This window comes from Peribacillus sp. NPDC101480 (assembly GCF_050277335.1).
In the GTDB taxonomy this organism is placed as follows: Bacteria; Bacillota; Bacilli; order Bacillales; family DSM-1321; genus Peribacillus.
Genome location: NZ_JBNNSB010000001.1, coordinates 685,889 through 707,628 on the forward strand (window position 1 = coordinate 685,889; position 21,740 = coordinate 707,628).

General features: G+C 42.6%; 19 protein-coding genes and 1 other annotated feature. Of the genes, 17 read left to right on the forward strand and 2 right to left on the reverse strand.

Annotated elements, in window-relative coordinates:
* Positions 1-217 precede the first annotated feature (217 nt).
* The 3 genes from ACQKMF_RS03485 to ACQKMF_RS03495 all read left to right on the forward strand — a co-directional run bounded on the left by ACQKMF_RS03485 (position 218) and on the right by ACQKMF_RS03495 (position 2,901).
* Positions 218-1,147 (forward strand): YsnF/AvaK domain-containing protein, encoded by a 930-nt coding sequence (locus ACQKMF_RS03485; RefSeq protein WP_427571777.1) that lies wholly within the window; start codon positions 218-220, stop codon positions 1,145-1,147.
* A gap of 168 nt (positions 1,148-1,315) precedes the next feature.
* The gene (locus ACQKMF_RS03490) at positions 1,316-2,128 is read left to right on the forward strand and encodes a general stress protein (protein WP_427571779.1); all 813 of its coding nucleotides are present in this window, start codon (positions 1,316-1,318) and stop codon (positions 2,126-2,128) included.
* A 389-nt stretch (positions 2,129-2,517) separates the two neighbouring features.
* The gene (locus ACQKMF_RS03495; protein ID WP_101222856.1) at positions 2,518-2,901 is read left to right on the forward strand and encodes a general stress protein; all 384 of its coding nucleotides are present in this window, start codon (positions 2,518-2,520) and stop codon (positions 2,899-2,901) included.
* Positions 2,902-2,917: 16 nt separating this feature from the next.
* On the opposite strand, the gene sspI is transcribed toward ACQKMF_RS03495, so the two are convergent.
* Positions 2,918-3,127, reverse strand: a complete 210-nt coding sequence (gene sspI / locus ACQKMF_RS03500; protein WP_057911488.1) for a small acid-soluble spore protein SspI — start codon at positions 3,125-3,127, stop codon at positions 2,918-2,920.
* A 56-nt stretch (positions 3,128-3,183) separates the two neighbouring features.
* Between sspI and ACQKMF_RS03505 the strand changes: the two genes are divergently transcribed.
* The 3 genes from ACQKMF_RS03505 to pheT all read left to right on the forward strand — a co-directional run bounded on the left by ACQKMF_RS03505 (position 3,184) and on the right by pheT (position 7,832).
* Positions 3,184-4,008, forward strand: a complete 825-nt coding sequence (locus tag ACQKMF_RS03505) for a TrmH family RNA methyltransferase (protein ID WP_427571782.1) — start codon at positions 3,184-3,186, stop codon at positions 4,006-4,008.
* A gap of 43 nt (positions 4,009-4,051) precedes the next feature.
* Positions 4,052-4,289, forward strand: a binding site (T-box leader).
* A 58-nt stretch (positions 4,290-4,347) separates the two neighbouring features.
* A complete protein-coding gene (pheS, locus tag ACQKMF_RS03510; protein ID WP_098370018.1) occupies positions 4,348-5,388 on the forward strand; it encodes a phenylalanine--tRNA ligase subunit alpha in 1,041 nt (346 codons plus the stop codon).
* A 29-nt stretch (positions 5,389-5,417) separates the two neighbouring features.
* A complete protein-coding gene (pheT, locus tag ACQKMF_RS03515) occupies positions 5,418-7,832 on the forward strand; it encodes a phenylalanine--tRNA ligase subunit beta (RefSeq protein ID WP_427571785.1) in 2,415 nt (804 codons plus the stop codon).
* A 732-nt stretch (positions 7,833-8,564) separates the two neighbouring features.
* Here the strand turns inward: pheT and rnhC are convergent.
* Positions 8,565-9,524 (reverse strand): ribonuclease HIII, encoded by a 960-nt coding sequence (gene rnhC / locus ACQKMF_RS03520; protein ID WP_427571787.1) that lies wholly within the window; start codon positions 9,522-9,524, stop codon positions 8,565-8,567.
* 173 nt (positions 9,525-9,697) lie between these two features.
* Here rnhC and zapA point away from each other — a divergent pair, with 173 nt between their 5' ends.
* From zapA to trxA, 11 genes are all read left to right on the forward strand, one after another.
* Positions 9,698-9,958 (forward strand): cell division protein ZapA, encoded by a 261-nt coding sequence (gene zapA, locus ACQKMF_RS03525; protein ID WP_048678967.1) that lies wholly within the window; start codon positions 9,698-9,700, stop codon positions 9,956-9,958.
* Positions 9,959-9,962: 4 nt separating this feature from the next.
* Positions 9,963-10,508, forward strand: a complete 546-nt coding sequence (locus ACQKMF_RS03530; RefSeq protein ID WP_427571789.1) for a CvpA family protein — start codon at positions 9,963-9,965, stop codon at positions 10,506-10,508.
* 198 nt (positions 10,509-10,706) lie between these two features.
* Positions 10,707-12,425: a DNA polymerase/3'-5' exonuclease PolX gene (gene polX, locus ACQKMF_RS03535; RefSeq protein WP_427571791.1), complete on the forward strand. Its 1,719-nt coding sequence runs from the start codon at positions 10,707-10,709 to the stop codon at positions 12,423-12,425.
* A gap of 35 nt (positions 12,426-12,460) precedes the next feature.
* Positions 12,461-14,815, forward strand: coding sequence for an endonuclease MutS2 (locus tag ACQKMF_RS03540; protein WP_427571793.1), 2,355 nt, complete (start codon positions 12,461-12,463; stop codon positions 14,813-14,815).
* Positions 14,816-14,880: 65 nt separating this feature from the next.
* The gene (locus ACQKMF_RS03545) at positions 14,881-15,288 is read left to right on the forward strand and encodes a DUF350 domain-containing protein (RefSeq protein ID WP_402898235.1); all 408 of its coding nucleotides are present in this window, start codon (positions 14,881-14,883) and stop codon (positions 15,286-15,288) included.
* Between the two features lie 524 nt (positions 15,289-15,812).
* Entirely contained in the window at positions 15,813-17,510 is a 1,698-nt protein-coding gene (locus tag ACQKMF_RS03550) for a long-chain-fatty-acid--CoA ligase (RefSeq protein WP_427571795.1), read from the forward strand.
* A 201-nt stretch (positions 17,511-17,711) separates the two neighbouring features.
* The gene (locus ACQKMF_RS03555) at positions 17,712-18,299 is read left to right on the forward strand and encodes a TetR/AcrR family transcriptional regulator (protein WP_101222845.1); all 588 of its coding nucleotides are present in this window, start codon (positions 17,712-17,714) and stop codon (positions 18,297-18,299) included.
* Between the two features lie 125 nt (positions 18,300-18,424).
* A complete protein-coding gene (locus ACQKMF_RS03560; RefSeq protein ID WP_427571797.1) occupies positions 18,425-19,198 on the forward strand; it encodes an enoyl-CoA hydratase in 774 nt (257 codons plus the stop codon).
* 125 nt (positions 19,199-19,323) lie between these two features.
* Positions 19,324-20,097: an electron transfer flavoprotein subunit beta/FixA family protein gene (locus ACQKMF_RS03565; protein ID WP_101222842.1), complete on the forward strand. Its 774-nt coding sequence runs from the start codon at positions 19,324-19,326 to the stop codon at positions 20,095-20,097.
* Positions 20,098-20,168: 71 nt separating this feature from the next.
* Positions 20,169-21,146 (forward strand): electron transfer flavoprotein subunit alpha/FixB family protein, encoded by a 978-nt coding sequence (locus ACQKMF_RS03570; RefSeq protein ID WP_098370029.1) that lies wholly within the window; start codon positions 20,169-20,171, stop codon positions 21,144-21,146.
* A gap of 186 nt (positions 21,147-21,332) precedes the next feature.
* The gene (gene trxA, locus ACQKMF_RS03575) at positions 21,333-21,647 is read left to right on the forward strand and encodes a thioredoxin (RefSeq protein ID WP_101222840.1); all 315 of its coding nucleotides are present in this window, start codon (positions 21,333-21,335) and stop codon (positions 21,645-21,647) included.
* Positions 21,648-21,740: the final 93 nt, after the last annotated feature.

The following is a 21,740-nucleotide window of genomic DNA, read 5'->3' on the forward strand; positions in this document are numbered from 1 at the left end:
ACAAATGTAATTATTTGGTTAAACATTACATTTTTATAAATGAGGAATCCCTTGCAAAGTCTGGGTTTTAGAAAAAATGCGTTCTTTGCTGAGAACGAATTGTAAATGTTATAACAAAAAAGAAATATTGATTCCTCGTTTACTTAGGACCATGGCGGGTAGTGTTTATATATAGCATCCACTAAACGAAACAACAAAACCTAAGGAGGAATGTAAAATGAATAAAACAGTATATGGAGTTTATGAATCAAACGCAGAAGTGATCCAAGCAATTAATGCACTTAAGGCAAAGGGTTTTGAAGGGGACGATATTACTGTCGTCGCGGACAAGGAAGAAACATTGGATTTCACGAACCACAAACGCGAAACGGATGTTCATACAATGACCAATGTTCCTAACGACGAATCGTTTATGGACAAGGTGGCACGTTTCTTCATGCCGGAAGATACGGCAGATCTTTCAACAAGATTGGCCAATGCAGGCCTTTCGAATAGTGAAGCGGCTGAACATGTCTTTGATGTAGAGAACGGAAAAGTCCTGGTTCTGGTAGAAGAAGGCGAAGGCCATCTTGGAACGGCAAAAGATAAATTCACGACCGGAACAATGGACACTGCCGGTACAAGGCTTGATACAAACTCCACCAACCAACTATTTAACGGCACTGAAAAAACCGATGCATTAAATAAAGAAGATGTATATGGAGTCAACGGACACGGCCGTGAATTGCCAGAGGATGAAAGGACGCTTACACTACGCGAAGAACAGCTGAACATCGATAAAGAAAAAGTTCAGACAGGTGAAGTCGTCATTAACAAAGAAGTCAATGAACAGAATAAAACGATAAATGTCCCTGTTGAACACGAAGAAGTGACAGTCGAGCATAGATCAGTTTCAGGACGTGAAGCGAATCTGGAAACCGGGAGCATTGAAGATGGGGAAACAATCAGGATCCCTGTTGTTGAAGAAAAATTGGAAGTTTCGAAAAAACCGGTCGTCACTGATGAAATTGTCATCAAGAAACATGCTGTACAAGAAACGGAACAAGTTCAGGATACTCTTAAAAAGGAAGATATTCAGCTTGATAGTACAGATGATTCGATCGTGAATGAGAAAAAGGCAACTGAACATAGAACCGACCGCTTCTAAGCTTGAAGGAAAAAGCCTGCAGTTTTAAAACTGCAGGCTTCTTTTTGATTTTAGAGACTTATTAAAGGTTCGAGCCTAGGGAAGGCAAACCTTTTTGTTTAATTAGCACCCATCAGGGTATAAATACACATAAGAAGAAATATCGGAATAATAGGAGGAGGAAGAAGCATGGGAAAAACATTATATGGTGTTTTTAATGCGGAAAAAGAACTAATCCAGGCTATACAATCCCTCAAGGGAAAGGGGGTCCATGAAGGAGAAATAACGGTAATGGCTGATAGGAAAGAAGATTTGGATTTCGTCAATGAAAAGCGTGATCCGGATGTCGAAGTCGTTACTAACTTAAATGAGGATTCCTTCATTGATAAGATGAAACATTTTTTCCTGAACGAGGGTTCTGAAGATATAAGGAACCGACTAGGTGAGTTAGGGCTTGCCGATAGTGAAGCCACTGCTTATATAAATGAAGTGGAGGCTGGAAAATTCCTGATTCTTTTAGATGAATCGAAAACCGTATCAGCACGAGAGAACATAACTTCCGACCGCATCGAGGATACGGACGAACCTGCAGAGAATCCGCTTAAAACAGGAGTGGTGAACAATCCGGACCCTAACCTTTTTCCTGAAACAACAGCGAATGCCTATCAATCAGGAGAAGTGGAAGCACAGCCAGGAAGAAGTGAAGAGCTTCACGGGAATTCAGCTAACATCTTTGAAAATGAAGAACTGGGTACGAAGCGAGCTCAAGAAAGGGAAATCTGGGGGAACTCCACGGAAAAATTCAAGAAGCAAAAACCAGGTAATCATGAAGGAACACTGGCAAGCGACCCTCATGCAGACTTGTTTTCTGCCGATACTGACAAAGCCCTCGATGCCCAAGGATCACTGGATCAGACTCTGAGCCCGAATGCGAGCGGACAGCCAGAGGAAGGCCTGCAAGAAGAATACATCAAAAATCGAATCAATACCGACAATCTGTAATACGCAAAAAGAACAGCCTGCACAAGGCTGTTCTTCAGTTTGTGGATAAAGAGGGTTTCGGAAAATATATCTTTATCTTATGTTCCCGAAAAATCTGACCCAAAGCAACATCTTATATCCTCCGATTTGATATAGTTGATTGGAGCGAGCGGGTGCCTGGAATGGAAATCAACGTCCAAGTTGTACAAGCCATAAAGAAATTGCAGGCAAACTCGATTCTTCATCTAGTTTGTCTACAGGCTGTTTTTTAAAAATCCTTTAGGCAAAGGGTTTTCCCGTTAATTAGTTGCGAATTTCCGCTATACTATTTGCTTGTTTAAAGTTAAAGCCGCAAGGTATAATGACTAAGGAATTTTATTTTTAGTAGAGTAACAAGGAGAGGGAGAAACATGGAAAAAAACGTATATGGTGTTTTTGACTCTAATCCGGAAATACTTGCTGCAATTCAAGACTTAAAAGCTAAAGGCATATCTGGCACCCAAATGACAGTGGCAGCTGATATAAAAAATCACGTGCAGCTTGGAAATGAACATACGGATATACTGATCATTGCCAATCAGGATAAGGAGGACACTCTTTTCTTGAAAATTTTCCATTACTTCACAGATGAAGGATCTGGAGATTTACGCAGCTTTTTCACGAAATATGGCTACTCTTTTGCTGAGACAAAAGCGATGCTTGAAGAAGTGAGCTCAAAAAAACTCATCTTGCTGCTTGATGAAGAAGTCTCCATCGAAAAACTTAAGGCTGGCGAAGCGAAATCAAAAAAATAACAGCCTGCTAAGGCTGTTATTTTTTTAATCCTGCTTCGAGGGCAGTGATCATTTCCTGTTTTTCCTGCTCGGATGAATTTTGCCAGATGACCTCGAATAATACTCCCAATCCAGGAAGCATTTTTTCCTCGCCATTTTGTATGGCATCGACAATCGTGTCTTCCAGCTGCTCTTGCGAATTTCCAGATACATTTTGGATGATCGCATTACGTAAGTTTAAATTCATAATTATTCCTCCTCTAACACATAATGACTGACATTAATAGCATTTCACAAACTCGCATGCAATATGTATGCGAATTGCGTTATAATAGGAAAATCAGTGAGAAGTTAAAGGAGCGTTTACCCTTGAAATATATCGAATCCGTAAAAAACCCGCAAGTTAAGCATTGGAAAAAACTTTTGACAAAAAAAGAACGCGATAAAACAGGTAAATATTTAATCGAGGGTTTTCACTTAGTTGAAGAAGCCTTAAAAGAAGAAATCGTCTTGGAAGTGATCATAAATGAAGAAACTGAAATGCCTGCCCATTTTAAGGTGGAAGGCACAGAACTCATTTATGTGAAAAATGATATTATGAAGGCGATATGCGATACCGAAGCCCCGCAGGGAATTGCCGCGGTTTGTGAACAGAAATCAACGAGCATGGCGTCCATCAATCCGGATAAGCTATTGTTGATCGATGCCGTTCAAGATCCGGGTAATATTGGAACGATGATCAGGACAGCGGATGCTGCTGGAATCGATGCGGTCATACTTGGCGAAGGGTGTGCCGACTTGTATAATCCCAAAGTGGTCCGTTCGACGCAAGGAAGCCTCTTTTATATGCCTGTCATTAAAGGGAACCTTTCCGAAATCATCGATGAGCTGAAGCAAGGCGGCACACCGGTTTATGGCACGGCATTAGAAGGCGCATCGCCATTTGAGGAAGTGGAAAAGTCTTCCCGATTTGCCCTCCTGGTCGGTAATGAAGGCCAAGGGGTATCGAAGGAATTATTGGTGAAAACGACTAAAAACCTTTATATTCCCATCTACGGAAAAAGCGAATCATTGAATGTGGGTATCGCTGCCGGGATTTTAATGTACCATTTACGAAAATCGATTTGAAACGGCCGAAGAATTATAATATAATAAAACAGAATTTTATAATGAAACGACGATGACAAAGACTAGTAGCTTTAGTTAACCATATCCAGGGAGAAAATGCCTTGACTGAAAGCATTTTTATGGCACTGCTTAAGTGAATTCACCTTTCGAGTTGGCATTGGGAAGACAGGATGTCTGAAAAATGTTCCGGTGAAGAGCCGTTATTTTTAATGAAGTGAGTGCAGAAGTTGTTTTGTGCACTAATAAGGGTGGTACCGCGATACATAAACCTCGTCCCTTTAGGGATCGGGGTTTTTTTGTGTTCATTTTTACAAAAGGAAAATAAAGGAGGAAGACATGATGCAGGAACGTTTATTAGAACTGCAGGAAGAAGCGTTGCAAAAAGTTGCCGCCGCTTCCGAATTAAAAGAACTGAATGAAGTCCGTGTTGCTTATTTAGGGAAAAAAGGGCCAATCACTGAGGTATTGCGCGGCATGGGTAAATTATCTGCCGAAGAACGCCCGAAAATCGGGGCACTTGCCAATGATGTACGGGAAGCGATCGCAACAAAGATCGAGGAGAAACAAAAAGCACTTGAAACTGCGGCAGTCAATGCAAAGCTAGCAACTGAAACGATTGACGTCACACTTCCAGGACGTCCGGTAAACAAGGGGAACCTTCATCCATTAACACGTGTCGTGGAAGAAATCGAAGACTTATTCATCGGTATGGGTTATACCGTCGCGGAAGGTCCTGAAGTTGAAAGCGACTATTACAACTTCGAGGCACTTAACTTGCCAAAAAGCCATCCGGCACGTGATATGCAGGATTCCTTCTACATCACGGATGAAATCCTGATGCGTACGCATACGTCACCTGTTCAAGCAAGAACGATGGAAAAACATAAAGGTCAAGGTCCTGTTAAAATCATTTGCCCAGGAAAAGTATACCGCCGTGATAACGATGATGCGACACACTCCCATCAATTCCAGCAAATTGAGGGCTTGGTCATCGATGAGAACATCAGCATGAGCGATCTGAAAGGAACACTAGACGTATTTGCGAAAAAAGTATTCGGGCAAGACCGTGAAATCCGTCTTCGTCCTAGTTTCTTCCCATTTACCGAGCCTTCCGTCGAAGTCGATATTTCTTGTAAAATCTGCGGCGGTAAAGGCTGCAGCGTTTGTAAACAAACAGGCTGGATCGAAGTGCTTGGCGGTGGAATCGTTCATCCGAACGTCCTTGAAATGGCTGGCTTCGATTCCAAGAAATACTCTGGCTTCGCATTTGGAATCGGTGTGGAACGGATTGCCATGTTGAAGTACGGCGTGGACGATATCCGTCATTTCTATACGAATGATGTCCGATTCTTAAAACAATTCAACCATCACGAAGCATAAATTTTTTATTTTAAAAAGGAGGACCTACCATGTTTGTGTCATATAAATGGTTACAAGATTATGTTGACCTTTCAGGCATCAATGCGACGGAGCTAGCTGACAAAATCACGAAAAGCGGCATTGAGGTTGAAGGGGTAGAAAAGAAAAGTGAAGGGCTAAAAGGGGTCGTCATCGGGCATGTCCTAGAACGTGAACAGCATCCAAATGCGGATAAATTGAATAAATGCCAAGTTGATATCGGGGCTGAAAATCCCGTTCAGATCATCTGTGGAGCACCGAATGTCGATAAAGGCCAAAAAGTCGCAGTCGCTACTGTTGGCGCGGTCCTTCCAGGTAACTTCAAAATCAAGAAAGCGAAACTTCGCGGAGAGGAATCGCACGGGATGATTTGCTCGCTTCAGGAATTGGGCTTCGAATCCAAGCTCGTTTCCAAGGATTATGCTACAGGTATCTTCGTCTTCCCGAATGATGTGGAAGTAGGGAAAGATGCATTGGAGGAACTTGGTTTAAGTGATGAAGTGCTGGAACTTGGGCTGACTCCAAACCGTTCCGACGCTTTGAGCATGCTTGGTGTTGCATACGAAGTGGGAGCGATTCTAGGCCGGGAAGTGAAATGGCCGGTTGTCGAGAAAGAAGAGGCAGCTGAAAAAGCAACTGATTATATCAGTGTCAAAGTGGAAGCGAAAGAAGATAACCCGATATACATGGCTAAAATCATCAAGGATGTTAAGGTCGGCCCTTCACCGCTTTGGATGCAGACTAGGTTGATGTCTGCAGGTATCCGACCTCATAATAATGTCGTGGATATCACGAACTACATTTTACTTGAATACGGCCAACCGCTCCATGCCTTTGATTATGACCGCTTTGGTTCAAAGGAGATCGTCATCCGCAGAGCGAAGGATGCTGAAAAAATCGTAACATTGGATGAAACTGAACGCACTTTGACACCTGACCATTTAGTGATCACAAATGGCAGCGAGCCTGTTGCGATAGCTGGTGTGATGGGCGGAGCTGATTCCGAAGTTAAAAATGATACGACGAACATCATTATTGAAAGTGCATATTTTGCAGGTACAGTAGTTCGTAAAGCATCAAAGGACCATGGATTACGCAGTGAAGCCAGTGCCCGCTTTGAAAAAGGCGTCGACCCAGCACGTGTACGTGAAGCTGGAGAACGTGCTGCACAATTGATTGCGCAATATGCAGGCGGAACAGTCTTACAAGGAGCAGCAGAAGTTGACGAATTGACAATGGAACCTGCAGTCATTAGCATCACTCTTGAAAAAATCAACACACTTCTTGGCACAAGCATGACCGTATCAATTGTGGAATCAATCTTCAAACGTCTGCAATTCGGCGTTGAACTTGACAATGAAACATTCACAATCACAGTCCCGACGCGCCGTGGTGATATTACGATTGAAGCTGATTTAGTCGAAGAGGCGGCACGTTTATATGGATATGATAACATTCCTGCTACACTTCCAATCGGCTCTGCTACCCCAGGCCAATTGACTGACTATCAAATTAAACGGCGGAAGGCACGCCGTACACTTGAAGGCGCAGGCCTTTATCAAGCGGTGACCTATTCACTGACAAGCCAGGAAAAAGCGTCCCAATTTGCATTGGAAGCAAGAGAATCCATACGATTAGCAATGCCAATGAGTGAAGAACGGAGCCAGCTGCGTTTAAGCATCGTGCCTCAATTGCTGGAAGTCGTGAAATATAACAATGCCCGCCAAATTGATTCACTGGCACTGTATGAAATCGGTTCGGTATTCTTTAAGCGTGACGAACAAGAGCTGCCTGAAGAAAAAGAACATATTGCTGGAGCAATCACAGGCCTATGGGAGTCACATCTATGGCAAGGTGAAAAGAAACCAGTGGATTTCTTTGTAGCCAAAGGCGTGATCGAAGCATTATTCGACACACTTGGATTAGCTGATCAAATCAGTTATCGCCAAGCGGAAATCAACGACATGCATCCAGGACGGACAGCGGAAGTACTATTGAATGGTGAAGTGATTGGCTTTATCGGCCAAGTGCACCCAACTGTCCAAAAAGACTTGGATATTAAAGAAACATACATTTTCGAACTTTCCTTAAAAGCATTGGCAGAAGCCGAAGTCGCGCCGATTGCTTACCAAACCATTCCGCGCTATCCATCAACCACACGCGATATCGCGCTCGTTGTGGATCAAGCTACGAAAGCCGGGGACATTCAGGAAATTATTGAAGAAGCCGGTGGCAAATTGCTGAAAGAAGTAAGCATCTTCGACTTATACGAAGGTGAAAGAATGGAGGAAGGCAAGAAATCCATTGCCTACTCACTGAAATACTTCGACCCGGAACGTACTCTAACGGACGAGGACATTACAAAAGCACATGATAAAGTGCTTGAAGCCGTTAAAGAAAAAGCTGGCGCAGAGCTAAGAGGATAAAACCAAAAAGACAGCTCCCTGAATCTTGGGGAGCTGTCTTTTAGGATTTTACGAGTAAATAGTGCAAACTCACGAGTAAATTGCGATAATTCACGAGTAAATGGAGCGAACTCACGAGTAAATGACGTGAATTCACGAGTAAATAGCGTAAACTCACGAGTAAATGGTGCAAACTCACGAGTAAATAGCGTAAATTCCCGAGTAAATGGCGCGAACTCACAAGTAAAACGCAAATTCACGAGTAAATAGCTCAAACTCAAGAGTAAATGGCGTAAATTCACGAGTAAATGCTCGAACTCACAAGTAAATGATGCAAACTCACGAGTAAAACGCAAATTAACGAGTAAATAGCGCAAACTCACGAGTAAAAAGCGTAAATTCACGAGTAAAAGGCGCGAACTCACAAATAAATGGCGCAAACTCACGAGTAAAACGCAAATTCACGAGTAAAAAGCGCAAACTCACGAGTAAAAGGCGAGAATTCACGAGTAAATAATGCGAACTCACGAGTAAAACGCAAATTCACGAGTAAATAGCGCAAACTCAAGAGTAAAAAGCGCAAACTCACGAGTAAATGGTGCAAATTCACGAGTAAAAGGCGAGAATTCACGAGTAAATGGAGCGAACTCACGAGTAAATGACGTGAATTCACGAGTAAATAGTGTGAACTCACGAATATGGAGCGAACTCACGAGAAAAAGGCGGCTTTTCCAAAAGATCAGCCGCTTTCTTCTATTTATGATATTTCTGTTGATATAGTCGCTTCGCTTTTTCTGTATTGGCGAAGTGGGTTTTCGTGAATTCGTTTAATGAATCGATTCCTTTTTCATGAATCAATCTTGCGGCCGCTTCATCGACTGCAAACCCGGCTCCTTTAGGGATTTTGAATCCGGCCTTTTCACTCAGCAAGTCAAAGCGTTTCACGAATGCATATCGGGCCAGGATGGATGCGGCTGCTACTCCAAGGTGTATGCCTTCCGCTTTTGTGCATAGATAGGTGGCGTTAGCTTGAAATAGTTCTTGCCCTTTAAGGTAATTGAAAAATACCTCTGGTTGGGCGAATTGATCAATAAGGACCGCTTCCGCTTGTTCCGGGTGGATTTTTTGCATGAGATTCTTGATTGCTTGGTTATGGAGGAGTGCCTTCATTTTTCCTTGTGAAATTCCCTTTGCCTGGAGCGCATTATATTTCGGGTTGTCGCATGTGAGTAGGCTGAATGGCACTACATCCTTAATCTGTTTGGCGATTTCGATGATCTGTGGATCTTTAAGATTTTTGGAATCCTGGACACCAAGCTCCTTTAATAGGGCTAGTTGTTCCTTTTTTGCATATACGGCTACGACGGTGATCGGGCCGAAATAGTCTCCTGTTCCGACCTCATCGGATCCAATCACAGACATGGTTCCGATATTTGCAGGCGGCGAATATCGATGGACATTGACTGATGCAGAGGATGTCGTTTTTTTCTTTGGAGCAGCAACAGTGGTGCCATTTTGCCATTTTACTGCTTCTAGCTCGGCATTTTTACCCTGAAAAAGCACCTTTCCAGATTTATAGGCGGTCACCGTACATAACGGCGGTTTGGCGGAAAAGATGCTCCCGGGCGGCAGCTTGGCGGCCAAGGATGAAGAATAGTGGGACTTCATAGCCTTTATTTGTTCAGGGCTGATAAGTAAAACAACATGGGACATAATGGGTAAGCTCCTAACTTCATTTTGTTTATTAGGTAATCCTCTTCCTAAAATTCGTTTTCGTTTGACAAATTATTGAAATTTTTATGCGAGAAATGACGATGTACTCTCTTTCATGACGAAAAACTTCGTGATATGATAGAATTAGGATTGTTTAGATTGGGGGCATCATTTTGTCAGACGATAAACGAAATAAAACAACAGTTGATATATACGGACAACCATATACAATCGTCGGCACAGAAAGCGCAAGTCATATGCGCCTGGTCGCTTCGATGGTTGACGAAAAAATGAGAGAGATCAGGATGAAAAATCCATACTTGGATACAAGTAAGCTAGCGGTGCTAACGGCCGTGAATACCATCCACGAATATATTAAATTAAAAGATGAATTAGACCAGCTTCAACTGGAATTAAAGAGAGAGAAGGACTGAGTACATGCTTGATTTAGCAATTCTGGCCATTCTTTTAATCGGTTTATTAATCGGTTTAAAGCGTGGCTTCATTTTACAAACGGTTCATATGACAGGGTTCATAGTAGCCTTCATCGTCGCCTATGTATTTTACGGAGATCTTGCTCCCAATTTGAAATTGTGGATTCCTTTTCCAACGATGGGAGATTCCTCGACCCTTAATATGTTTTTCAATACAGTCGGGCTTGATACGGCGTATTACAATGCAATTGCCTTTGCAATCATTTTCTTTGCTGCCAAGATTCTTTGGCAAATGATAGGATCCATGCTCAACTTCATTACCCATCTTCCGATATTAAAGCAGCTGAATCGCTGGGGTGGAGGGATATTGGGCTTTCTCGAAGTCTATCTTATCATGTTTATTATATTATATATAGCTGCCATGCTACCAATGGATTCAATCCAGAAACCATTAACGGGCTCGTTTCTGGCAGAATCGATCGTGAAACATACGCCGTTCCTATCCGAGCAGGTGAAGGAACTTTGGTTTCATGATCTAAAACAATCTTAATGTCAGTATAAGTGGGCCTGCCTCCCTTTCTCAAAGTCCTGGATTCCTATACTTTGAACGGGGGAGGCCCCTTTTTATGTAGCAGCATGTAACTCCCCCTAAGTTAAGAATCGGACTGCTTGTACTTTACCTCCAAGAAAGGTATCTTTAAGAAAGTGAACATGGGAGACCCTACTAATTTTTCCGGCGGTGAATTAAATGACAATTAATAAAAAAGATATCATTAAATTATTAGAAAAAATTGCAATATATATGGAATTAAAAGGAGAGAACCCGTTCAAGGTTTCAGCTTTCCGAAAGGCAGCAGGCGCCTTGGAAACGGATGACCGGAGCCTGTCGGAGATCGAAGATTTTACCGCTTTAAATGGAATCGGGAAAGGAACGGCATCCGTCATCGAAGAGTATATAAATGAGGGGAAATCGACTGTACTTGAAGAGCTTCAGGAGCAGGTGCCAAAAGGATTGATTCCGCTCTTGCAGCTTCAAGGTTTGGGCGGGAAGAAAATTGCCAAGCTTCATAAAGAGCTGCATGTCAAAGATGTGAATGATCTTAAAATCGCCTGTGAAGAAGGCAGGGTCGCGGCGCTTGCCGGTTTCGGCAAAAAAACGGAAGAGAAGATCCTGTCTGCAATTGCCGAGGCGGGTTCAAGGCCCGATCGACTCCCCCTTGCCTTCATGAGGCCGATTGCGGCTGATATTGAAACGGCCCTTGCTAACATGGAATACATCATCCGTTCTTCCAGGGCCGGCAGCATCCGGCGCATGAGGGAAACGATCAAGGACCTAGATTTCATCATTTCGACAGATCATCCCGAAGAGGTTAAAAATCAACTGCTAGCAATAAAAGGGATAAAGCAGGTAATTGCGGCCGGTGATACAAAAGTATCGGTCGTGCTTGATTATGAATATGATATTTCTGTTGATTTCCGAATCGTTAAGGATAAGGAATTCATCACGACACTCCATCATTTTACAGGTTCGAAGGATCACAATGTGCGGATGCGCCGGCTTGCTAAAGATCGCGGAGAGAAAATCAGCGAATATGGGGTGGAAGTGACTGAAACCGGTGATGTATTGACGTTTGAAACGGAAGAACAATTTTATAACCATTTTGGCCTTCCTTTCATTCCGCCAGAAATACGTGAAGATGGAACGGAAGTCGAGCATTATGATGCTAATGAACCTCTCATATCTTTAGAGGCCATTAAAGGTGATCTGCATATGCATACCACATGGAGTGATGGGGCTCATACGATTGAAGAAATGATTGAAGCATGCCGTGCAAAAGGGTATCGATATATGGCCATCACCGATCATTCGCAATATCTGAAAGTGGCGAACGGCTTGACCGCGGAACGTTTACGAGAACAAAAACGAATCATCCATGAACTTAATGAAAAATACGCTGACTTTACCGTTCTTTCAGGGATTGAAATGGATATACTTCCTGATGGGACACTTGATTATGACGATGAGCTGCTTGCAGAGATGGATTTGGTGATCGCATCGATTCACTCAAGCTTTTCACAGCCGCGGGAAACGATCATGGAGCGCTTAAAAACGGCTCTGAATAATCCGCATGTAGACATCATCGCCCATCCAACGGGAAGGATCATTGGCAGACGCGCCGGATATGATGTGGATATAGAGATGCTGATCGAACTGGCTCGTGAAACGAATACCGCCTTGGAATTGAATGCGAATCCGAACCGATTGGATTTGGCACCTCCCCATCTGCGCAAGGCGCAAGAAGCGGGAGTTCCTATCATAATCAATACGGATGCCCACAGCATCGACATGCTTGAACATATGCCTGTTGGGGTCTCGTCAGCCAAAAAGGGCTGGATTAAAGAATCAACGGTTCTTAATGCAAGGGATACGGATGGATTATTCGCGTTTTTAAAGAGAAATGATTAACTATTTGCCCATAAATAAGGAGGAGCTTTAACTCCATGCATAATAAAGCTTTAAAGACATTGGAATTTCATAAAATAAAAGAACAATTAATCTCACAAGCATCCTCATCCATAGGAAAAGAGAAGGCAGAGCAATTAATGCCTTCCACGGATTTTGAAGAAGTGTCGAGATGGCAGGAAGAAACAGATGAGTCAGCCAAAATCGTCCGGTTGAAAGGTAACTTGCCATTGGGCGGGATTTTCGATATCCGTCCACATGCAAAAAGGGCACAGATTGGCGGAATGCTCTCACCGATGGAACTGATGGAACTTGCGAGTACGATTCGTGCCGGCAGGATCCTCAGCCGTTTTTTCGAAGAACTCGCAGAGCAGGAAATTGATGTTCCGCTATTAGCTGAATATATCGATTCCCTTCATCCGTTGATTGATTTGCAACAGGAAATTACGTTTGCAGTAAGCGAACATGGCGAAGTGATGGATTCTGCCAGCGACAAGCTTCGTACCCTAAGAAACCAAATTCGGACGAACGAAAGTCGCGTCAGGGAAAAACTGGAAAGTATGATCCGTTCTTCAAATGCATCAAAAATGTTATCCGATGCCATCATCACCATCCGAAATGATCGATTCGTCATCCCGGTAAAACAGGAATACCGCAGTGTATATGGCGGAATCATTCATGATCAATCATCATCAGGGCAGACGTTGTTCATTGAACCGCAAGCAATTGTTCAACTGAATAATGTCCTGCAGGAAACCCGGGTGAAGGAAACGCAGGAAATAGAACGGATATTGGTTGAACTATCGGAAAAAGTCGGTGCGTTCACCCCTGAATTGCTTCATAATGTCAAAGTGCTTGCACAAATCGATTTCCTTGTTGCTAAGGCAAAATATGCAAAAGCGATAAAAGGATCCAAGCCGATTCTGAATAATGAGGGACGCGTGAAATTATTCAAAGCGAAACATCCGCTCATTCCGAGTGATGTTGTCGTAGCCAATGATATTTTTCTTGGTGATGAATTTACGACAATCGTCATCACCGGTCCAAATACAGGAGGGAAGACGGTTACCCTGAAAACGATAGGCCTCTGTACGTTAATGGCCCAGTCGGGTCTGCAAATCCCTGCGCTGGATGGTTCCGAAACGGCTGTGTTTTCTTCTGTTTATGCCGATATTGGCGATGAACAGTCGATTGAACAAAGCTTAAGTACATTCTCTTCGCATATGGTCAACATTGTCGATATCCTTAAGCATGTCGATTATGACAGCCTTGTTTTATTCGATGAGCTTGGAGCGGGAACAGATCCACAGGAAGGTGCCGCTTTGGCCATTTCCATTTTGGATGAAGTGTATAAGCGCGGAGCACGTGTAATTGCAACGACACATTACCCGGAATTAAAAGCGTATGGATATGATCGGGAAGGCGTCATTAATGCTAGCGTCGAATTTAATGTGGAAACCTTGAGTCCCACCTACAAACTTTTGATCGGTGTACCAGGGCGGAGTAATGCTTTTGAAATTTCCAAGCGTCTTGGTTTGGAAGAAAGCGTGATAAGCAGCGCCCGCAGTCATATTGGTGAGGACACGAATAAAGTTGAAAATATGATAGCATCCCTTGAGGACAGCCGCAAGAAGGCTGAAGAAGAGGAGCTGGAAGCCAAGAATCACCTGAAAGAGGCGGAAATTCTTCATAAAGACCTTCAAAGGCAAATTGATGAGTACCATGAAGAACGGGATGCGATGGTCGAAAAGGCAGCAAAACAGGCAGCAGCAATCGTTGAAAATGCACAAAAGGAAGCGGAAGCGATCATTGCCGATTTACGTAAACTGCGACTGGAAAAGCATGCCGATGTTAAAGAGCATGAACTGATCGATGCCAAAAAGCGGCTTGAAGAAGCAGCGCCTAAAGTGAAAAAAACGTCAAATAAAGCTGCTAAGCCGCTGGATAAAAGCTTGAAACCTGGAGATGAAGTTAAGGTAGTAAGCTTTGGTCAAAAAGGTCACTTGATTGAGAAGGTCTCAAATAATGAATGGCAGGTTCAGATCGGCATCATGAAGATGAAGGTGAAGGAGTCTGACCTGGAATTCATCAAGAGCACAAAAGTAAAAGAAACAAAGCCGCTTACCACAATCAAAGGCCGCGATTATCATGTTAGCGTGGAACTTGACCTCCGTGGAGAACGCTTTGAAAATGCAATTTCAAGAGTGGAAAAGTACATTGATGATGCTCTTTTGGCCGGTTATTCGAGTGTTTCCATCATTCATGGTAAAGGAACGGGCGCTCTTCGGTCCGGAGTCCAGGAATACTTGAAAAATCACCGCTCTGTCAAAAGGATTCGCTTCGGGGAAGCCGGTGAAGGCGGAACAGGTGTTACGGTGGTGGAATTTAAATAAAGGAAAGCGGTCACTCCGGCTATTTAGCCAAGCCGGGTGGCTAGTTACCATTCGGGAGTTGGACCATGGAGAACATGTGGGAAAATGAATATGTATATATAGCTGCTCGTTACAGTGTCGTTATTTTGTGCATGATTGTTTTTTTAGCCATTTTTGAACTTGTCACAAAGTACAAGAACTGGGAGGAAATCAAACAGGGAAACCTTTCTGTCGCATTGGCAACAGGTGGTAAAATATTTGGGATCGCCTATGTATTCCAACAGTCCATTCTCCTTCAGAATTCGCTTCTTACCATGATTGGCTGGGGCGTATACGGATTTGTCCTGCTGTTAATCGGGTATTTCATTTTTGAATTTATGACTCCTGGATTTAAAATAGATGAAGAAATACAAAAAGATAATCGGGCAGTTGGATTCCTATCGATGATCATATCAATCGCATTATCTTTTGTCATCGGCGCCGGAATTTCTTAATGCCCTTCATGAGAGGGAGTAAGCTGTGGAGAAACTTGCAAAAGTATTAATTGTTTGTTGCGGTATCTTTTTTCTGTTTGGAATCATTTATATGACATTCTTCAATTGAAGCGGCCATTGTGCCGCTTCTTTTATTTGAACTCTTACAAAAGTTAGAAATAACATTGGTCAAATAGACTTTACGGCAAAGGAAGAGAAATAGGGTTCACTCCAAATTGATACAAAAGATTGAAGCATTATCGCTTAATGCTTTACCGTGCATGCAAACTTATATGAGATGAAACTTTCACTAGAATTGAAGGTAAACTGGTTCTACCCTAATTTGTCTACAGTCTGTAAGGAGTGGATCCACTCCTTTTTTTTCTCTCTTTTAATGTATTTCGTTCCCTGTGGTTGGCATAGGATATATACTGGTCTGCTTCTCATCATAAGGTCTTTATACTCTGAAATTCGGCAATTGTAAGAAAATCCCGATTGTATTATAATGATTAAGAGTATTGAGAATATTCAGAAGGGGTGGGCAAATGAGCAATAAGCCATGGCAAGCTATTTATCCGGAACAGATACCCGCTGTTTTGTCGTACGAAGATAAACCTCTTTATTCTTTTTTGAAGGAATCAGCTGAAGAATTCCCTGATAAAGTATCGATTCATTTCCAGGGAAAAGAATTAACTTTCCGGGAAGTGCATGAATCGGCTTTAAAGTTTGCAGCCTATTTAAAAAGTATCGGTCTTCAAAAAGGTGAACGCGTTGCCGTCATGCTTCCAAACTGCCCTCAGGGTGTCATAAGCTTTTTTGGGATTTTGATGGCCGGCGGAGTCGTGGTTCAAACGAATCCAACCTATACGGAACGTGAATTAGAATATCAAATGAAAGATTCCGGAGCGAAAATAATTTTAGCGATGGATATTTTATTTCCCCGTGTCACAGCAGTGGCATCAAGAACGGATATAGAACATATAATTGTAACCGCTATCAAGGAATATTTACCATTCCCGAAAAATCTTATCTATCCTTTTATCCAAAAAAAGCAATACGGCATTGTCATTAATGTGGAGCATGAAGGGAATCATCATTTATTTTCCGAAATCATGAAACGAAAGATCACTGAAGAAGTCACAGTGCCAATCGATGTGGATAATGACCTTGCGCTTTTGCAATATACAGGTGGGACAACAGGCTTTCCCAAAGGGGTCATGCTTACCCATAAGAACATGCTGGCAAATACGAAAATGTGCAATGCATGGCTTTATAAAAATAAGCGCGGTGAGGAAAGGATCCTTGCGATTCTGCCTTTCTTCCATGTATACGGTATGACTACAGTTTTGGTTTTATCCGTCATGGAAGGGAACACCATGATCATCATGCCAAAATTTGATGTCGAAGCGACGCTTAAAACCATTCAAAAACAGAAACCGACCATGTTTCCAGGAGCACCCACGATGTATATTGGCCTCTTGAACCATCCGGATATCGCCAAATATGACCTTTCTTCCATCAATGCCTGTATAAGCGGTTCTGCATCATTGCCCTTAGAGGTCCAGGAGCAGTTTGAGAAAATTACCGGCGGAAAGCTTGTTGAAGGCTATGGGCTTTCAGAAACCTCACCGGTGACACATGCTAATTTCATTTGGGATCAGCCGCGTGTAAAAGGAAGCGTTGGACTGCCTTGGCCAGATACCGACTCGGTGATTCTGTCCCTGGAAAACTTTGAAGAGCTTCCTCCGAATGAAATTGGAGAGATTGCAATAAAAGGACCACAGGTGATGCAAGGATATTGGAATCGTCCGGATGAAACGGAAAAAACCTTTAAAAATGGCTGGCTGCTTACTGGCGATCTGGGTTACATGGATGAGCAGGGGTTCTTTTATGTCGTCGAGAGGAAAAAGGATACAATCATTGCAGGCGGTTTCAATATATATCCACGTGAGGTGGAAGAGGTGCTATACGAGCATGAGGCCATACAGGAAGTGGTTGTGGCAGGTATCCCTGACCCATATCGCGGGGAAACCGTCAAGGCCTATGTCGTACTGAAAAAAAATGCGAGGGTCACAGAAGAGGAATTGAATGAATTTGCCAGAAAGAACCTGGCTTCCTATAAGGTGCCGCGCAGCTATGAATTCAGGAATGAACTTCCAAAAACGACGATAGGAAAGATCCTGAGAAGGGTCCTAATCGAGGAGGAAAAGAAAAAAATATCCGAGGAAAGAAAAGAAGCTTAAACATGCACCCCCCTTTTAACGGAGCAGCGGAAGAGAGCTCCGTGTTTTGCAAAACGGCTGGACAACCTATGGATGGGGACTGTACAATGAACAGAAGTGGAATGTCAGGCCCCTTAGAAGTTTTGCTTGACAGTAAAGGGTCATCATTTTATGATAGAAATATGAATGATGATTCATTCATTTTCTGAAAGGGGACATCCAGTGAAAAGCAACAGACCTAAGTATAATCAAATTATTGATGCGGCCGTTATCGTCATTGCCCAAAACGGTTACTATCAAGCCCAAGTATCCAAAATCGCCAAGCAGGCAGGGGTAGCGGATGGCACCATATATCTTTATTTTAAAAATAAAGAAGATATCCTAATATCATTATTCCATGAAAAGATGGGCTATTTTGTGGAACAGATCGAAGAAGAGCTAAAAGGAAAGACCACTGCTTCGGATAAACTGCATGTGCTCATCCAAAAACATTTTAAAAACCTTTCAGAAGACGTGAATTTAGCAATTGTCACTCAGTTGGAATTAAGACAGTCGAATAAAGAATTGCGCCTAAGAATTAATGATGTGTTAAGAGGGTATTTAAATTTAATCGATCAAATCATTATAGAAGGAAAAGAAAACGGCGAATTCCTGCCTGATTTAAATAATTTACTTGCCAGGCAGATGATTTTTGGAACGATTGACGAAACAGTGACGACCTGGGTCATGAATGAGCAAAAGTATTCGCTCCCAGACCTTGCACCAGATGTTCACCGCCTTCTGATTGGCGGCTGTGGCCTGAAAAGTTAACGATTTAAATAGAGGATGGCGAGCCATCCTCGAAAGAATCGGTTAATTCTGCTTCCAGCTTTATCGGGAAGTGATACATATTAAATTTTCTAAAAAGTTCGACTAGTATGCCTGGAGGGATTGAAATGGAATATCTTAAGCTTTCTGTCGAAAATCATGTGGCTTTTATAACGATTGATCATGCACCTGCAAATGCACTTTCTTCGGCTATCATCGGAGAGCTGTCACAGGCTTTCGACCAAATTGAGAATGATGACGCCGTACGGGTTGTCCTTCTTCATGGTGAAGGAAGATTCTTCTCTGCAGGAGCAGACATTAAGGAGTTTACGGAAGTGAAAGACGGGAAAGCTTTCGAGAAGCTGACCAAGAACGGGCAATCTGTTTTTGAGAAAATCGAATCTTTCCCAAAACCGGTCATTGCAGCCATCCATGGAGCGGCCCTTGGCGGAGGATTGGAGCTGGCCATGGCCTGTCACATCCGTTTGGTAACCGAAAGGGCTAAACTGGGTTTGCCTGAGCTGCAGTTGGGCTTAATCCCTGGATTTGCTGGGACCCAACGTCTTCCTCGTTATGTGGGCATGGCAAAGGCAGCTGAAATGCTGTTTACAAGTGAACCGATTTCAGGTACCCAAGCTGTACAATGCGGATTGGCGAATCATGCCTTCACGGATGAAGAATTGATTCCGAAAGCTAAAGAACTAGCCAATAAAATTGCCAAGAAAAGCCCGCTTGCTTTAAAGTCGGCCATAGAGTTATTAAATTATTCCAAGCATGATGCCTACCATAAAGGTGTGGAAAGGGAAGCCGCCCTCTTTGGCCAAGCTTTCGATACTGCTGATGCACAAGAAGGAATCGGCGCTTTCATTGAAAAAAGGGAAGCTGTATTCACAGGGAAATGATGATTCGAGTATAAATAACTATTTTTATATATCATGCAGGATTTTGATGAAATCTGTAGAATACAATACTATATATCAATAAAATTCATAATCTTCAAAACTCAAACTATTCGGGAGGTATTATCGTGAACATTTATGTACTGCTGAAAAGAACATTTGATACAGAAGAAAAAATTACTCTATCCAACGGGAAAATTAATGAGGATGGAGCAGAATTCATCATTAATCCATACGATGAGTATGCAGTTGAAGAAGCAATCCAGGTGCGTGATGCACAAGGCGGCGAAGTAACGGTTATTTCCGTCGGAACCGAAGAGGCTGAAAAGCAATTACGTACGGCGCTGGCAATGGGTGCTGACAAAGCCGTATTGATAAATATAGAAGACGATATTGAAAATGGAGACCAATTCACGACTGCCAAAATTATAGGCGAATACTTAAAAGATAAAAATGCCGATTTAATCATTGCAGGGAACGTTGCAATTGATGGCGGTTCTGGTCAAGTGGGACCACGCGTGGCCGAAATTTTAGAAATTCCCTATATTACTACCATTACTAAGCTGGACATCGAAAATGGAAATGTAAGCGTTATCCGTGATGTCGAAGGGGACTCTGAAACGATCGAAGCATCCCTTCCGTTGTTGGTGACGGCTCAGCAAGGGCTAAACGAACCACGTTATCCATCATTGCCGGGAATCATGAAAGCGAAGAAAAAACCGCTTGAAGAATTGGAATTGGATGACCTGGATTTGGAAGAAGAAGATGTTGAGGCAAAAACAAAAACGATTGAAATTTACCTTCCTGCTAAAAAAGAAGCTGGAAAAGTATTAAACGGCGAAATCGGTGATCAAGTAAGCGAACTTGTTCAATTATTACGAAGCGAAGCAAAAGTGATTTAATCGAAACGGTACTTTTTCAAAATAACAACACACGACAAAAAGATAAAATAGTGCACAGGAGGTTTTTATAAATGGCTAGAAAGTTTCTTGTATTGGGCGAAGTTCGTGACGGTTCACTGAGAAATGTATCATTTGAAGCTATCGGTGCGGCTAAACTTGCTGCAGATGGCGGGGAAATAGTAGGTGTCTTGGTTGGTGACAGTGTTCAAAATTTCGGAAATGAATTGATCCAGTATGGGGCAGACCGGGTTGTTGCAGTCGAAAATGATCAATTGAAACAATATACTTCAGATGGTTATGCGCAAAGCTTGCTTGCCGTCATCGAACAGGAAAAACCAGAAGGAATATTCTTTGGACATACGGCCCTAGGAAAAGACCTTGCACCAAAATTGGCTGGAAAGCTTGAATCAGGATTGATCTCTGACGTTACATCCATTGAAGAAGAAGGCGGAAATATCGTTTTCACCCGTCCGATCTATTCCGGTAAGGCATTTGAAAAGAAAATTGTAACAGATGGCGTGATATTCGCGACAATCCGTCCGAACAATATCGAACCATTAGCGAAAGATGAGTCCCGCTCTGGTGATGTTTCTACATTAAGTGTGGATATCAAGGATTTACGTACAATCATTAAAGATGTTGTAAGAAAAGCCAGTGAAGGGGTCGACCTTTCAGAAGCGAAAGTAATCATCGCTGGTGGCCGCGGCGTGAAAAGTGAAGATGGTTTTGAACCATTAAAGGAACTGGCACAAGTTCTTGGCGGAGCGGTAGGAGCTTCCCGCGGAGCATGTGATGCGGATTATTGCGATTACTCTCTGCAAATCGGGCAAACGGGTAAAGTCGTAACACCTGACCTTTATATCGCCTGCGGAATTTCCGGTGCGATCCAGCACTTAGCTGGGATGTCCAACTCGAAGGTTATCGTTGCGATCAATAAAGACCCGGAAGCTAACATATTCAATGTGGCGGATTATGGAATTGTCGGAGACCTTTTCGAAGTCGTTCCGTTACTAACGGAAGAATTCAAAAAACTTAAAGTTAACGCGTAATAGAAATAATACAGATGAGGGGCAAGACATTTGGCATAAGCCGATACATGTCTTGCCCCTTTATTTGGCCTGCATATTTACTCTTTCTTTGGACATCCTACCACTGAAGCAAAATATTAGCATCGATTCGAGCAACAATGATATACTGTTTTTAGTTATTTGAGTAAATTTGAGGAGGAAATATATATGGCAATTATAAATGCAACTGACCAAACGTTCACAACAGATACTAGCGAAGGTGTCGTTCTTGTAGATTTTTGGGCTCCATGGTGCGGACCTTGTAAAATGATCGCTCCTGTTCTTCAAGAGCTTGATACTGAAATTGGCGATACAGCAAAAATCGTAAAAGTGGATGTGGATGAAAACCAAGAAACAGCTGGAAAATTTGGTGTGATGAGCATCCCTACATTAATCGTGCTTAAAGACGGTGAAGTGGTTGATAAGGTTGTTGGTTTCCAACCTAAAGAAGCACTTGCTGAACTTATTTCAAAACACGCGTAATAGTAGGTTAGCTAAAAAAAGCTTCAAGTCTGCGGACTTGAAGCTTTTTTCGCTATCTTGATATATAATAATTGTAAAAAAGGGAGAACAGGA